We start from the raw sequence: 16,954 nt of genomic DNA, 5'->3' as shown, positions 1-16,954 counted from the left end.
ATGATTATCATGCTACACATCGACACCTTTCAACCCAACCACCTGATTATTTATCTATTATCAGGTGTCGATGTTGGTGTCGATACAGATGTCGATGTACTCACCCGACCGGCACATCGGCACCCGGTTCTTCTGTTTCCGGTATGACATAATAGTATTTCCGGTCTTTTTTCATCTTCTTCCGTACATTATATTTTTGCATTAATTGTCCGAACAACCTCAGCTTTGTTTCCGTAAGGTCTATTTTGCTCTGTTTGCTGATTGTCATCAATATTTCAGGTGCTGACAACGGCTCACAAACCTCCTCTTCCTCCGGAATACGGAAATAATGGAGGAACAACTCTTCCAGCAAAGGCCGCTTTTCGAACATCCGGTTATTCCGGTTCAAAAGCACCTCCTCTTCCGGGGTAAACCAATAGCGTTCACCTTCCCTCAAGGCACTGACCGCCTGGGCGTAGAGTTGAGGATAATCGATGGGTTCTATCCGGATCATCCCCTTCACCTCCACCCCGATAAAACGGCGGCTGCCGGTGGTATCGGTCAGCAAAGAGAACGTATTGGAGGTTGCGATAAACGAAGCGAACCGCCTCATCTCCTCCATGCTCTCGCCATAAGGCTTGCGCAACGTCACTTTCGCCTTCTGAAGCAGGTTTTTCAAATAAGGCTGACGGGAAGCGGGTATCGAGTCGAACTCATCCAGGTTGATCAGCGCGAAACGGTTCAACGCCATCTCCGCATCCTTCCGGCTTCCCAAGTCGATCCCATCGACATAGTAAGGTCGCAATTCGGGCGGCAGAAGACTCTGGCAAAAAGAACTCTTGCGGCAACCCTGCGGCCCGACCAACAGGGGTGACGTGCTATTGGCATGTTCCCTGTCCATCTGCAACCAGTGTGCCACCATACTGAGGAACCAAATATAAAAGAAATCCCTCCACTCCTTGTTTTCGCATGGCACACAATCGGCAAGGGCACGGATGCGGTCCTGCCCGTCCCAATGCGGCAGATCGAAAAGGAACTCCTCGATCGGCCAGTAATGGGAAACACGCCGGGAGTCCACGTAACGCTGCACGTCATATTCGATTGCCGATATCCCTTCCAACTGCGCCTCGAAACAGATGCTTTTGACCGCCTCGGCCGTCACCGGGCGATAGTCCGTAAACAGCGAATGTCGTTCGCGATACTCCTTGCATCCCTTCATCCGGTTGAACCTCAACTCATAACGCCTTGTCATAAACTCTTCCATCTGCATCGCCACCAGCATCCGCCGGGGCATACAGGGCCGTACGCTGCAATGTTTTTCTTTCCTGTAGACGTTCCCGAACGTCGCCCTCAACTCCATCTCCTGCTCCCTGCCGAACGGGTGTATCAGGGCAAAACGGACGGCATCTTCCTCCGGGATGGCGGATTGCCGGCATTTACGCGCCAGATGCACGATGAACTTTTTCCGTCCTTCATCGCCACCGTCTTCCGACCCGACCTGCCGCAAGGTGTCGGTAAGGCTGGTTTCATAAAGGAGCGATATGCGTTTGTAGCGTTCATAGCCGGGCGCCATGCGCAACAGAGGGTCCGTCTCGGCATCGTGTGCCTCGCGTGTCGTCACAGGAGCAGGCATCTGCAAAGGTTGTTCCAGGCGGATCGGCAAGGCATCCGGATTATAATACAGGTCGGGATCATACGACACACGGCATCCTTGTTCCGGCGTCGGGCATCCTTCTTCTTTCCATTCGACGGGCAACTGGAGCTGTGCTTCGTAATAGCGTCCTGCACGAAGGCAGGCATGGGTGTGAAAAAGGCGCATATGCCTTTCCGTCTTCGGCAGCGAACCGTCCGACAAGGTAAAAGGAACCACGATTTTAACGCTCCGTCCGCTCGATCCTACAAACGAAGCGAGTGTCTGCGGAAATCCCGCCGCCCGGTCCCGTATGGCAGCCGCCTCCGCATAATCGATCAGGTTGCCGATACTGAGCAGCACCAATCCTGCATAGGTAGCCACACCGATCCTCTCATCATCCCGCTTCAGCGTAACGCCAAACAAAACTACAGGTATCTTTTCTGCTGCAAGGCTTTTTATCCCGGGAGTCAGATAAGGAATGTTCTGCCGCAAGGTGGTCACCGGCTTCCGGCTATTTTCCGTTTTCATGGCGTTCAGGACAATGCTTAGTTCAAGGTTACGGAAGGCCGCCAGGTCACCGCGAAGTTGCGTTATTTTCATATTAGCATTAGTTTTTAAATTTCCTGCAAGGTAAGGTTTATATTTCGGATATTCTATGTTTTTCAATTATTTTATGCACAAACTAATACAAAACATACCGGAAACTAACTCGAACCATACCATAAACTAATCCGGGACATACAGGAAAGTTGGGATAGGTAGTACTATGTATAAGGTATAGGTAGTACTATGAATTGCTAATAGGTAGTACTACCTATCGGTGTTATGTCGTACTATCTATCGAGAGTATGTAATATGCTATGAATTAGTTTATGGCATGGTTTGAGTTAGTTTGTGGGAAGATTCGGGATAGTTTGCGGGGAGATAGAGGTTTAAACTGCTGAAAAACGGGGGATACCGATATTGGCACACCTCCATCAAAATTCAAGGGCTATGCCGAAACAGCCTTGTCTCCACACGCTTGGTGCGGGAACAAAGCTGTTTCGGCATAGCCCTTGAAAGACTAATAATCGCTTTGGTAATTAATTGAAGCCGAATTTGATCTCGCCTCCAGACTGAATATTTTCTATCACTATATTTAAAGAACCTGTAGCCGGAACACTCTGTATCAATGCAGATGCTTCATACATATTGCCGACTTGAAAACCGCCTTCGGGTTTCAGGGTTACGCTACCGGAGGAATAATGCTTAACCTCCCCCTCAATCGTCGAATTTTCTATTGTTTCATCAACAGCAACCCAAGTCTCCTCGTTACAGAGCATGACACCAACTCCCTTATCTCCCCAACCATTACCACCAGTAAAATGTAAGGTTTCACCCTCTTTAATATTACCTGAATTAATCTGCGCAACCAACTCACTTGGAGCCTTATCGTTTACAAACATACAATCTTCTACTTTTCCTTTTTGAGAAACTTGATATTCAGCATCATAAAGATTCCCCGTCAAGTTTATCTTTAAATCTTCTTTTGTATATGTGTAAAATTTAAAAGAATAAGTAGTACTTACATCTTCATTCGGATCAAAAGAGGCTATACCCAACTGTCCTTCAAATTCTTCTTTGTTCGGCACAAGTTCACTTTTAATTCGTATATCCTCTACCACAAGCTTAATTTCTTTCAACAAAAAACCTTTATATTTTGTCTTTTTAATAACTGACAAAGCACCAGGATGTGCACTTTTGGGAGTAGATGTAGTCGTAACGGGATGACCAAAATATGTATACTTTAGCTTACCATTACTGTCTCTTTCACTTAATTCTTGTGCATTCGTCTTTACTCCTCCAGGTATCTTACCATCAGGGAATAATTTTTCTAATTGTGCCTCTGTAAGCACTCCACTCATACTTCCTAAATCCGGATACTCATATTTCCCTTCTAACAATTGTCTCGGAATATCCACCCGCACTTTCAGTTCCACCCGTGCAGCCAACTGTGTTAACGGGATCTGGATTGGAGAAGCGACAGTCGTCACGTTAAATGTTGCGGATTTGTTACCGACTTTCACCAACTGGTCAGCTTTCTCTGCAAATGCAGTTTGATATGAATCGCCACCTTCAATAATCTCCTTCAATGCATCCAGAGATTGACAAGATTTATAAGCATCATTAGCCTCTGTCGGATTGGCTACGACCCAAAAGTCATAAGTACCATAATCCAAACCGGTTAAAGTGATTGTATATCCTTTTTTATACGTCTGGCTACCTCCATTTGGAACGGGGGTATCTACATATTCATTCTCAGTTTCCGATAAAGCATCGCCAGAAAAATACTGAGACGTAATATATTTTTCATTTTCACCGAACACGAATATCCAGCAATCCTCTACATTCAATTCTTCCTCTGTCGCATACACATATCCTTCGTTTGTTGCAGCAGCTTTTGTGATGACGGAAGAGGGAGATAGTTCGATGACGAGATCGCCTTTGCCGGAAACGCCCGGCTCGTCTATTATTTTTTCTTCAGTACATGCTGCAAAGATGAACAATGCAGATATAGCTGTCAGGAATATATTTTTCGTTTTCATAATTGTGTGTATTTTACCTGTCGATACTTTCATTTTTATACTCTCCTATTTAATCACAATACAATTTCCGGGATGGAATTATGAACCCAGTCTCTCGTATAGAATTCGATTGTGGAATCTCCCCAGTCCGGAGTGATCGTCCAACGCACTTTTATGTCGTAAAGGTAGCCGCCTTTGATACCGTTATGATCGACTTCCTTCGTTATACCAGCCGGATTGATCGGGTATGTTTTCTCAAATGTTCTGCCGTCAACTGTGAACTTCACATACAAGGCTGTATTCATTTCAGAATCTTGTTTATATTGGTTAGCATAGCCATAGGCTGTTCCCATGTCAGTCCATCTCGTTCCAATTCGGTTACTACGGTTCAAAAAAGCGCCATCTTTAACATTGACACTCGCATCCCCTTCAACAATCTTGCCATTTTGTTGCAAGTTCACGAATTTAGCTTCATCAAAAACAACAGTCGGATTCCCTTCAAAACCGTTAAGTGTCACATCAAACTGAGAGAAGTCAAGTCGTGCAGCCACATGGGATACCTTCACAAGAATGGTCGTAGGATTATTTTCCGCAACAGACGGAGATGAATAAGAATTAGTTATATCTTTTCCAAAAACAATGCGCGTAGAACCATATTTGATTAGTTGATCCGCAGAAAGACATCCGGATATTTGTTGATTCAAAGCACTTTGTGCATCTCCAATATTGATATTTTTCAAAAATTGATTACCATTTATAACAACATGGGCCTCCAATGTACGATTAGTTTTGTACTTCGTCACAAACTTCAGATCCTTCAAAGTGATAGAACCATCACTATTAGAACTTACCTGATTCCTATTTTGGGGGATTAAAATACCTATTACCTTTCCATCTTCCAATAAGAATACAGATACTTCAGATATCTTTTTTTCGTCATTGTTCTCATCACCTGTTGCAGGTCTGTCTTCACCGGGAACAACAGTTGTTGAAGCTTTTGTAGCCATTTCATTAAAAGCGACACCGAAGTCCAATACTGTATAAGCTTCCGTGGCTTCTTCAATACCCTTCTCTACATCATTCATGATAGCATCATCTTCCATGGAGCAGGAAAAACCGGCAAGAACCAATATTGCTGCGAAAAATATATTCTTAATTTTCATAATCCTATGTATTTTCTCATTTGACTTACGGTGCAAATGTACAGGGAATGCCGACAGGAGGCGATAGGCGAAACTTTCAAGATTAAGTGGTAAAAATACCAAAAGGCAAATTGAGAGGTACACCCTTTAATTGCGATAGAAACGATAAGCTTCTTTTAATAGACAAAAAATAAGGGGGCGTTTTGAAACGTCCCCTTTGTTTATTGTGAATCAATGATTTTATTAATTCGTATCATCTTCTGTTTGCTCGACCACATTCCACGGTGCCACTTCAATACTGAAATTGATACAAGCATTTTCCAAGATTTCATCCGGATTCGGGCTACCTTCACCGGTGATAGTTGCCGAGACCTTGAAAAACTTGTTGCTTGCAACATTACCGGCATCACCAACCAACTTCAAAGGGATATGGAAGTATCTTGTTCCTTTACTTTGATTCCCATCATAATAGTTGCCGGCAATAATCAAACGGGTCTGGTAAGCGCCACCCTCTTCTTTCGAATAAGACCCATCACCATTAGCAGTGAATGGAATACCCATAATGCTTTCCGGGCTATTTGCATTGATATATTTGTCAAAATCCCATCCTGTCAAAGCGTTTCCAGCCGTAGTCAATGACCTGTCGGAATATGTAGCCACCAATGCTTCATCTACAGTACTATTCAATGCAATCAAAAACTGATGTTCATCAAACGATTCAGGGGCTCCTCTGTAGAAACTGGCTCCCGTATTTTCTTCGCCCATAACCGATGCGTTAGCACGGACATTGGCCAAGAACACAGACGTAACATCAAATCTTATCGTTTTACCATCAGATTCCAATGCGCTGAAGTCAGCCTTCAAAGAAACCAATTGCACACGCGCGATGGAGCGAGTCATTATTACTTTAGTCGCACCTGCAGCTGGAATACTTCCTGTATGATCGTCCTTTGCTGTTACTTTTTCCGGTGTACAAGAAGAAGCACCATTATACCAATTTATGAAATGTTCCGTGTCGGAAGAAGGCTTTAAACCTCCAACAGTCAACTCTGGACTGTGCATTGGCAAATAAGATTTTCCTACTCCTACAGCATTTAATGATCTGATGTCTTTCGTTGTCTTTCCCTCCAAATCCACTAACTTGGTAACATCATTATAATGCTCCGTATTGGCCAACAAAACAACTTTAAAGGTTGTAGAAGAATTTCCCCCTTCTGTAGTCGGTTTTGCCACTTTCACATGGATAGCCTTGATTGAGGTGATGGACTGATTTTCGCCTTCTCCAGTAACATTATAGTCCTCACCTACCGTACCGGAACCTTCCAAACTGACATGCTTACTGATCACATACTTTCCGGCTTCGTCAAAGACATAAGCCGTCAAAGACTGGATCTTGGCTTCTTTGCCGTTGCCGGCATCAGCGTCACCTTCGGTCGATGCCTTCGTCATGACATCGGTTGTGGAGGCGAAAGAGAGATAAGCGTCTACCTCCTGCGGGCCGGATATTCCGTCATCGTCTTTTGAGCAGGATGCCATTGTGCAAACTGCCAAAGAGGCTAAAAATAAATTTCTTAATTTCATAATTATAATACGTTTAATTTGTTCTACTTTAAATATTTACCCTATGTGTTGCCATCATCAGATTTCAACATCCTGGCTCACTTGTCCCCAATTGACCACTTCGACTTGTACATCCAGGTCTCCGGTAGTCGGCCGTGGCGGAATCGGTATATTGGGATCTTTTTCGTGGTCGCCATCGAAGCTGGTATCTCCGAAGGTGACATTCAGGCGATATACATAGTTGCGTTTAACGTAGTTGTGATTATATCCTCTGTCCAGACCGTTCCGGTTGATTACGGCGGTGAATATTTTTGTTTCCGCCTCATACGTGTCCGTTTCAAGCAAAGTTGCTCTGACCTGTATTTCTGTCGGGGCTTCAGAGCCATCGTTTTCCATCACGTAGTGCACATAAGGTGTGTCGTTTATCGGAGAACCGTTGGCGATATCGCGGTTCAATGCTGTCGCATCGCTGTTGCCGAGGTGTCCGGTTGCCATCACCACTCCCCAATAATCACGGCTGAAAAAACGTGAAGCCGTACTCTGGTTCAATATCGTGACCTCTTCCACTCTCACTGTACGATTGCGCAGAAGTGTTTTTGTAAAATCGGTCTTGACATTGACCAAGTCGAGACGGGCGGCAAGACGAGTGATTTCGACTGGTTCGGCGATACCGTTGATATTTTCACTGCCCATCGATGCGTATCCCAGATAGTTGTCTCCCTTGACAAGAGGCGCTTGGGTCGTAATAACCGGACTGCTCATGACCAGGTTGCTCTGAGACTGGTCGGCAAGTTGTGCCAGCTTGGATTCGAAATCGGAATAGCTCGTAACACCGGCAAGCGAATTTTCCGGCGTATTGGAAACGATCACGATCTGCGCCCGCATGGTCATAGCAGGCACGTTCAGGATAGAGGCCTCGCCTTCCGAGTTGGTTGCCTGCCAGCCATAGCCAATCAGTTGTGCACCGCTTTCGTCGAAAACGAGCACCGAAAGGTTATTTACTTTGGCCTCTCCGGCCAACTCATTCTCATCATTCGGGTGAAACCCTTTCGTTACGGCCGACCCCGCCGCCTTGACCGCAATGCTCAACGAAGCATCCGCATCCTTCCCCTTAAATGATTCTTCATCCTTGGAGCAGGCAGTACAGCATAGGAGTACTGCCAGGGTCGAGAGGAATATGTTTGATAGTTTCATAAGTCTATAATATTATTTCAGCAAACCTTTACTTTTATAAACGCATCGAACATAACCACCATCGCGTGATGTAGTCCGTTCACCCGTTTTTCCACTTACCAAACCGGCATCTCTTGTCCAATAAGCTTCATCTTTCAATTGGAACTTCTTTTCATGGTAAATAATCTTTTTAATATCCTCTTGGGTTGGCAACAGAGATATGATATAAGCAGTTCCTGAAACAGACTGAATGTAATCAATATTCATCGTTCCATATTGATCATTGCACAATAACTTGGCATCTTGCACAGACTGTACTTTTCCACTTTTTGTTTCCCACTGATTCAACCAACTCTCACCAACCGAATAAGATCCACCATCAACTCTTCGTGCATAATAGGCAGAATAACCAGCAGCCCCAATTCCACTACTCAAATCACCTAAATACAGCAATGGATATTCGTGTACTTCAATAGTTTCTCCAGTATTCAATTTGAAATCTCTTTTCCTATAGATAGTACCGTTAGCGACTTGATCTCTTAAAGTATAATTGTCACTTTCTTCCTTAACTTCCGTATTTGTATTTTGATTCTTATATTCATTATTCTCTCCATAGATACTTGTATGTCCTTGGCTTCCAATGATTCCAATATAATTACTTGCAACACCCAATTTACTATAATTATTATTCTTTACTTCAACAGTTGCTGTCGAAGCATTTGTCCAATATCCAGACTCTGTAGTTTCATAAAAAACTTTCATATCAGAACCTGTGTATCCATCAGTAGTCATGTTTACAGCACTACCACTATTGTTAACCACATAAAAAGGAACGATGCCAATGGTTGAAGGAGCCCCATCAATTACCAATGTTCCCTTCGGATAAAACGTCGAGTTTTCCAGATCCGCTTGTACGCGCCATTCATACTGCAATTCGTTCTTGCCGGCCAAACCGGTAAAGGCCAAAGTCACATTATAATGAGTATTGCGTTTGATATTGAAATCCGATGTACTATTCTCACCTAAGAAAAAACGATAGTTGATCTCGCCATCCCCGACATGATTGACACCCGGTTCAGAAGTAAAAATCGTGTAATTCCCTTTCACCTCTATATAAGTACAAGGTACGGAAGACCATTTTTTAAACCACTCAGTATAGTCGATCTTGCCATCTCCTATTGTCGGGACCTCCAAACCAACAGGAGTTTTTAATGATGGATCATCGTTGTTAATATTATTCTCACCTTGCAAATTTTCATACATATAAAAATCCCTGCCGGTGGCTAATCCGTCTACTTCATCTTCCGGCTTTGCCGATTTATTTTCATACAAAGAGATGATGCTTTCACCCGATACACCATTGTCCATCGTCCACTTTTCATAGGGGAGCAGACTATATTTAACAGGCAAATGACGGACATTGACTTCTGTTATGGCCAAATAAACATGTTTGTCACTCGGCAGATCCTTCGTGATCTTGAACGTTATCTTTGAATAAGGCGGCACGACTTTTGCTGCAAAGGAAGCATCGCCTGTTATATCAATCACTTCGTTATTGCCACTGTTATATAGATTTATGCTCGTCTCCATATCTTTTGCGACAAACCCCAGCATCATTTCTGTTCCCATCGGTTCTTGAGATTCAATTTGTTTGGATAACAGAGCTTGTTCCGTTGTATATTCTTTTGCAGCATCTTCAGAACCGACATTTGCCAACACATAGATCTTGTGCTTGCCGGTCTTGGCATCGAAAGTCATATTGTTTACAGATGTTTGATTCTCTCCTTCCACATCATGAAACGTAACGATCGGGTTTTCCCCCTTCTCATCATACACTAACACCGCCAAGTCATTGATCGCACCGAAAGTAGCGCCATTGTCTAAGGATTTTGTTTCCACCACCGGGACTTCGGGGGTGCCGATATTCAGTTTCAAGGTCACCGGCAGACCTTCGGGGACATCCGGACCGTTGTTGCCTTTATCGAAATCTTCGTTGGTACACGAAGCAACTGTCAGCACACACCAAAGGAGGGCTGCCAGCTTTACTATATTTTTATGTAACATACTCATTCGTCTTTATATATTAGCATTCGTTTCTTATTACCATTCAATATCATCATCGACAACACCCCAAGGAGTCACTTTGATCCTTGCGCCTAAGAAGGCGCCGTCTTCGCCCCATGCGAATAGTACCAATGTACGCTGGAACGGATGGATTTCGATCGGGCCTGTCGTACCGTCGTCGAAAGTTCCTTCCTTCACTTCGTAACGGTCGTTACCGACCTGTATGCTTCCGGTCATATTCTGACCTAAATAGAGCGCCTGCGGTCCTGTCGTTTCCCATTCGGAGTCTTTCCAGTCGGCTTCGGGGTTGTAGTAGACGCTGTCGCCGGTCAACTCGCCCTTATAGTCGATCGTGTTCAAGGTGCGGTCCATATAGAAATCGCATTCATCGGTCGCACGCAGCCCTCTTGCCGTCAGGGCATATTGAAGGTTAAGCGTTCTCATCTCGACCGTTCCGGTTTTGGGTTCGAGCACGATTTCCTGGTTTCCGCCAGCCACACCGTTCCCGCGTACTGTCACATCGATATCGCCGAAAAAGATGCTGTCGGGAGATTGTGCGATCTCGCCTTCGCTCTTCAGAGAAACGGCGAAGTCTTCGGCCTTGGTGGCCTCGTTCACGTCCTGATGTCCTTTGAGGTTTCCCCATGCGATCAGGTGCAGTTTCGAACTTTCGGGATAGTTCAACTCAATGGTTTCTTTGCCTCTGATAAAGGCATCGTTGAGATCGCGCGTATCAAGCAGCTTCGAGTTGTTATCGTAGATAAAGAGCTTGGCTTCCGAAACAACGCTCAAAGCCGTGATATCATCACCTTTGTGGTTCACGACCTTTAGTGTCAGCTTATAGCACTCGTCCAAGTCTTCCTTGATACAGCCGGTGGCAAAGACCGTAACTGCGACAAGTGCCAGAAATAAAACCTTTTTTGTCAATATTGATTTCATAACGTTTTGTTTTTTATTCCCATTCATTTTACCCTATTAATCCAAATCTTCATTTTGCTCGATCACATCCCAGTCAGCCACCGTAACAGCCACATCCATACAAGCCTCAGTCACCGGATCATACGGCCGGTCGGAACCACTGCTATTAATGGTGAGGGAGATGTTGTAACGGTAGTTGCGTTTGACGTAAGAGTGGTCAGGTGTACCACCTTCAGCATTTGTCATCGTCCCCATTGCATTGACAGGGATCGTATAAAAACGGTTCTCTTCTACTCTGCCGTTATCATCTGTATAAGTGCCCTTCAACACTAACAAAGTACGTTGTCCGGGCTTGACGGCATCAACCATATTTTCATATACGATAAATGATTTGCCACAAGCGAGTTGGCCTGTTTCTGGTTTCCAAGGAGAGGAAGAGGTCACTTTCCGTTTATTAGCATTAAAGCCTAACAAATCAGCCTTCAACAAACCATCCTCAATCGTCTTGTATTCACCATTCCAATATTCATTTTCATATTGGCCGTACCACCATAAGAAATTACCTTCCGGTGCTCCTTTGCTCTCCACCATCCCCCATTCTTCAGTGGAATTGGCCGCCATCAAAGAATAGCCTTTCACATTTGCCATAAAGACAGAGTCAATGACGAAAGAAGCTTTTCCATTATCAGATTTCACAGAAACTGATTTCAAGTTGATTTGGGCAATGTGGCGTGTCAGTTTAATATTATTTCCGTCCTTTGATACATTCGGCATATGACCGGAGAAATCTTTTATTTCACCAAAAATATTATGCTTTCCCTCATCTAACGTAGCCTCGATTAACCGACTGCTCATAGAGTATCCGTTATTTTCATTCTCATTATCTAATGCCCTCTGATATACTAATGCTTCCTTTAATGTGCCAAATTGTTTTTCCCGCGTTCCAGCATTTGCTAATACAAGAATTTTGACAGCACCGCTTTGTACATCCAAATCCTCCACTCTATTGATTGCAACCACTTTATCAATTTGCAAGTTTCCATCAGCATAAAAAACCATCACATGCAAACTATTAATAGCATCTTCCTGATCAATATTTTCCCCCTCTCCTTCACCGGCTTTAGTCAAGCTTTTCCCATCTGCAACAGCAGCCAAAGACAAAGTTGCATCCGGAGTAAAAACCTCCACCTCCGGGACGTTCTCGTCTGATGAACACGCAAATGTCATCCCTACCACTATACTCAAAAGAAAATAACTCTTCAATTTCATAAATATGTATATTTTATTAATTTCTATTTATCCCTTATTTTGATTTATACAATACAAAAGTATTTAGCTTTGCGTGTTTTAAGAATAGGTGTCACTCTCTTTATTAATAGATAAACCTATCACACAGGCGTTTTGATAGGTTTGCATAGGTTTGTGCAACAGATGCCATAAATACCTCCTTTCTATAAACTAAAAATCCCCAGCCTTTAAGGACCGGGGATTTTCTATATTTATAAATGATGATTAGATTTCAACATCTTGACTAACATACCCGAAAGGAACAACCACGCACTGTACATCCAGCGTTGTAGGATCGCCACCACCACCAGGAGTCTGATAGCCCGGTCCTGTAACTGTCAAAGTCAAATCATACTGCAAGTTACGATACAAACCATTGTATTTGCCATCATTTCCTGTTACTCCACGCAGAGTCAAAAGCTCAGAAGCGACATTGCTTTCACCAGCTGACACTTGGAAATTTTCACCTAAAGCGATTGTGTAATAACGATCGCTCTCTGTTTTACGATCAGTATCATTGATTTTATAAGAGAAGTCACCTTTCACAACCAACAGTGTTCTATTGGTTAAATTTGTATTTTCATACACATAAAAACTGTTTACTGTCTCATAAGCATTTGAAGTTGTAACTGTACCAGTGATAGTTGTTTTAATCCAAGACGGAGTCCCATCTGGGACAGTAGGATTATCAACAAGCGTATACTTGTCATCCTTGTTAAGCCAATCAGTCGTATGCTCATAAGCACTATACCATTCATTTTCTACATTTGTAGATCCATATTCTTTCCAGTCCTCACCCATCAAATTAGTTTTCTTATGTCCCTGAAGAATAAAGATTTCTTTAAGATCCAACTGAGGATCTGAATATTTAGGCTTATTTTCATCAGTTGTCACTTTCGCAGAAATTTTATTCAACACAACTTTAGCCACGTTACGATACAATTTCACCGGTTTTTTCAAATCATTGTCAGACAAGCCTTCTACATTTACATAACCAGTAGGCTCAGTTGTGAAACCAAATACATTCTTCTTTTCAGCAGCAACAACCACACCAGTATAGATTTTACTGTTCATTGTAAGAGCTGCACCAACTTCCAATTCAGAATCAAACGTTTTATTTAAAGCAGTAAAAACCTCCTCTTTTGTTTCTCCTATCAAATTTGTTGGTACTGTATAATTGGCAATCAAAGCCACCTCTTTAACACCAGCAGTCAATTCAGCATGAGCAACGGCATCATTTCCCCCTTCCACAGCAGGTGTATTTACTTTAGTTCCGACAACTTCCAGTTTGCCATCTGCATTAAAAACCAACATGGATAAAGACGTAATATCACCAGATGCTTTTGTATCAGCTGCTTTGTCAAACTTCACGGTCAAACTTGTCCCACCCTGCGCATCAGGATTACCGTTATCCGGAGTCGGCACATCATCATTCGAACACGAAGCGAAAGCACATGCAATCATTGTTGCATACATTAAATTTCTTAGTTTCATATTTTTCAAAATTAAAAAGTTAATAAATTCGTTTATATAATGATCTTTATTTTTCTTCCCCTATAGCTTACTGAGTTGTTCGGAACGATTGTTGTGTTTTATGTTGTCCTATACTTCCCATCGGCTAACTATCTTTACTATATTTATTGATACCATCTATAATATTATCTTTATCTGTCTCATCGTTTCGGGTTATCGTCTTTCGACATTGCAAAGGTGGGAGAAAAAGTAAATACGCATTAGGGGCGTGACTCTCAAATATAATCGGTAAAACTCTAAGTGACTATTTTGATTTATTTGCACCTATTTTTGAGATATTTTCAGTTTTTATGGTGCTTACATCTTATTATAGAACAAGAATAAGAGAGGAATATAGTACGACTAATTGTCCGGAAGGACGGAATGTCCAGCCTTAAGCTGGAATTCCGTATTGTGAAGGTGTAACTCCGTATTGCTCGGTAAAACGTTTACGGAATGTAGCCGTATCGTTAAATCCCACCATTTCGGCGACTTCCTGTACGGAGTATTGCTGGCTGGCAAGCAGTTCGGCGGCTTTTTTCAGCCTTATGTTGCGTGTCAGTTCAAGGATACTCAGATCTGAGTATTGTTTAATTTTCCTATACAAGGTTGGCAGACTCATATTCAATGAGTCTGCCAGCACTTTTGCCTCAAAAGTAGAGTCATCGAGGTGTTTCTCTATGTTTTTGACAACGGCATCCATGAACGGGTTGGTCGACAGCGTGTTTTCTTCATTGTGCGAAGCAGCAGAAGAATTAGAGAAGTAACGTTTCATATCGTCGCGCTTCTTCATCAGGCTGTTGATCTTGCTCCGCAGGATTTCCACGTCGAAAGGTTTCGTGATGTAATCGTCAGCACCCGCTTCGATACCGGTAATCACATCTTCGCTCTCGACTTTGGCTGTCAACATCACGACAGGCGTCTGCGCCATCTTGGGATCGTTCTTGATCTCACGGCAGGTCTCGTAGCCGTCTTTCACCGGCATCATGACATCACAAAGGATCAGGTCCGGCTCTTCTTTCAAAGCGACGTTTATCCCATCCTGGCCATTGCGGGCTTCCAATATCTGGTATTCCTTATTAAAGACATGCTTCAGGAACCAACGTATCTGGTCGCTGTCGTCGATCACAAGGAGTTTCTTTCCGGTTTCCTTCTTTTGCGGAATCACATGGATCAGTTCGGCGATCTCTTCTTTCTGGCGGGCATTCAGTTTGACCAGGTCGGATTCGGGTTCCACAAACTCGACACGACGGTCCAACAGATGCTGCTTGCCAAGCGGGATCATGATTATGTAGGAAGTGCCGTTCTTGTCCGACTCGCTTCGGTACATACCGCCTATCGCATCAGCCATGTCCATGATCTGCTTCAAGCCGCGGCGTGTACTTTCGTCTTCATCCAACCCCTCGTCTGTCACAACCAGTGCGCTGTAGGCTTTTCCGTTTTCATTTACAACAGATATATCGAGTGTCACTTTCCCATAAACAAACGTATTTTTGAAGGCATTCGACAGTAACATACGCAGAGCGAACTCCATCTTGCGGCGGTCCATCCAGACCCAAAGGGCGGGCGTCTGCGTGTTGATACGGAAATCGATGTTGTTCATGGCTACCCAATCGACAAAGATATCGCAGATCTGGCGGGCAATCTCGACCATATCGTAACGGGCGATGCGCAAATAATTGGCGACATCGTTCGAACGGTGCGTACCGATCAACTGGTCCGCCAAGTCCTGCATGGCAAGTGTATTACGATAAGCGGAAAGCAACTGGGTAGACATATCTTTCTCCGGATCGTCGTTCTGCACCACCAAGGCAAGAGAACCCAACACTAAGGAAAGCGGGGTGCGCATTTCGTGGATCGTCTCGATAAAGAAGTTGTCGTTGATGCTTTCAGCGTCTTTCAGGCGTTTTTCCGCTTCGGCAAGCTTGTCGGCAGCCTCACGCTGGATCATGTCGTTTTCCTTAATCTTGGTTACGATGAGCTGCTCCAACTCTTTCTTGTTATTGTTTAATGTAGAGATCACCAACTCCAGTTCGTTATTCTTCCGGACCAAATCACTATTGGCTTTCGCCAAATCGTCATTCTGCTCCCGTAAAACCCGGTATCTTTCTTCCTGTTGCTCGATTTGCCCTTCCAACGACTTATTCCGGGAATCAAGTTCTTCATTGCGGGTATTCACTTCTTCGTTTCGGGAGCTGATTTCTTTATTCAAACTTTCAAGTGCGGCGTTTTCCTTGATGATCCGATCCGAGCGATCATTCATATTGGAATGTAATTTTCTCACATAAAGAAACAGGGGGACAAATAAAAGCAGTAGAGCAACCACCACAATCAATGTCTCACTTCCGAATAGTTGTCCGTTTTCATTGGCAGCCAAGATAAATGAAGTACTGAAAAAAACACCTGTCAATACTCCACTCACCCTCTTGAACAGAGATTTTTTCTTCATATTTATATGCATTTATTATATATCCTTCTATAAATCAAAACTCATCGTCAGCATTGAACGACAAAGATGGCAAAAATATTTTTCTTACGAGATATTTAACACCAACTATTTTTCAAAAAATATCATGATAATCATATATTTTTAAACATACAAAATCGTTACAAAAACATGACAGCATCCAAATTTCATCCGATAGACGCAATTAAAAATAGGGCATCAAAAAACTCTTCCCCATCAGAACATGACACGAATACCTACACATTGACACGTTTAACATCTTTTACGCACGTATTATTGTAGAACAGAAAAAGACATTTTATTTTTGTACAAAAATAATGGACAGAGATTCAGACGAGGCTTATCGGTTCCAAATTAAGGTATTATAGAATGCAGCTTGTTTCATAGCAAACAATCATTAATTATCAATACTCATAGTATCGGAAACTTTTCAAAACAAGCTTCTCTAAATGAGTTGTCCATCAATAAAATATTTCATTTGATTTATTTTACCCTCAATTTTTTATATGCATAGGCGTACATCCGGATTGTTCCGCGTGTGCGCCACTTTTTTTGCCTGTTTTATGCACGTACATATTTTATACACGACATAGAAGGGGCATTATATTATGAATATTCAGAAAACCTATCAACATAGGCAATCACCAACTTCAAG

Annotated in this window: 10 protein-coding genes; all 10 read right to left on the bottom strand. The window is 43.1% G+C overall.

Going from position 1 to position 16,954, the window contains the following annotated elements:
- Nucleotides 1-100: 100 nt before the first annotated feature.
- The 10 genes from NQ542_RS16630 to NQ542_RS16585 all read right to left on the bottom strand — a co-directional run bounded on the left by NQ542_RS16630 (nt 101) and on the right by NQ542_RS16585 (nt 16,281).
- Nucleotides 101-2,212 carry a VapE domain-containing protein gene (locus NQ542_RS16630; protein WP_005650633.1) on the bottom strand — a complete coding sequence of 704 codons (2,112 nt, stop codon included), beginning with the start codon at nt 2,210-2,212 and terminating at the stop codon, nt 101-103.
- Between the two features lie 482 nt (nt 2,213-2,694).
- Complete coding sequence (locus tag NQ542_RS16625; protein WP_005650635.1) at nt 2,695-4,197, bottom strand: hypothetical protein; 1,503 nt, start codon at nt 4,195-4,197, stop codon at nt 2,695-2,697.
- A 53-nt stretch (nt 4,198-4,250) separates the two neighbouring features.
- The gene (locus NQ542_RS16620; protein ID WP_005637610.1) at nt 4,251-5,339 is read right to left on the bottom strand and encodes a hypothetical protein; all 1,089 of its coding nucleotides are present in this window, start codon (nt 5,337-5,339) and stop codon (nt 4,251-4,253) included.
- A 222-nt stretch (nt 5,340-5,561) separates the two neighbouring features.
- Nucleotides 5,562-6,899: a fimbrial protein gene (locus tag NQ542_RS16615; protein ID WP_005650638.1), complete on the bottom strand. Its 1,338-nt coding sequence runs from the start codon at nt 6,897-6,899 to the stop codon at nt 5,562-5,564.
- 57 nt (nt 6,900-6,956) lie between these two features.
- Nucleotides 6,957-8,072 (bottom strand): fimbrial protein, encoded by a 1,116-nt coding sequence (locus NQ542_RS16610; RefSeq protein WP_005637613.1) that lies wholly within the window; start codon nt 8,070-8,072, stop codon nt 6,957-6,959.
- A 12-nt stretch (nt 8,073-8,084) separates the two neighbouring features.
- Nucleotides 8,085-10,115 carry a DUF4906 domain-containing protein gene (locus tag NQ542_RS16605; RefSeq protein WP_005650640.1) on the bottom strand — a complete coding sequence of 677 codons (2,031 nt, stop codon included), beginning with the start codon at nt 10,113-10,115 and terminating at the stop codon, nt 8,085-8,087.
- A gap of 36 nt (nt 10,116-10,151) precedes the next feature.
- Nucleotides 10,152-11,054 carry a FimB/Mfa2 family fimbrial subunit gene (locus tag NQ542_RS16600; RefSeq protein WP_039849980.1) on the bottom strand — a complete coding sequence of 301 codons (903 nt, stop codon included), beginning with the start codon at nt 11,052-11,054 and terminating at the stop codon, nt 10,152-10,154.
- A 36-nt stretch (nt 11,055-11,090) separates the two neighbouring features.
- Nucleotides 11,091-12,302 (bottom strand): fimbrial protein, encoded by a 1,212-nt coding sequence (locus tag NQ542_RS16595; protein WP_005637619.1) that lies wholly within the window; start codon nt 12,300-12,302, stop codon nt 11,091-11,093.
- Between the two features lie 243 nt (nt 12,303-12,545).
- Nucleotides 12,546-13,814, bottom strand: coding sequence for a fimbrial protein (locus tag NQ542_RS16590; RefSeq protein ID WP_005637621.1), 1,269 nt, complete (start codon nt 13,812-13,814; stop codon nt 12,546-12,548).
- 412 nt (nt 13,815-14,226) lie between these two features.
- Nucleotides 14,227-16,281, bottom strand: coding sequence for a response regulator (locus NQ542_RS16585; RefSeq protein WP_005650645.1), 2,055 nt, complete (start codon nt 16,279-16,281; stop codon nt 14,227-14,229).
- Nucleotides 16,282-16,954 lie beyond the last annotated feature (673 nt).

The organism is Parabacteroides merdae ATCC 43184 (genome assembly GCF_025151215.1).
GTDB lineage: Bacteria > Bacteroidota > Bacteroidia > Bacteroidales > Tannerellaceae > Parabacteroides > Parabacteroides merdae.
The sequence above is the reverse complement of the archived record's forward strand: the minus strand, read 5'-3'. Positions and strand labels throughout refer to the sequence as shown.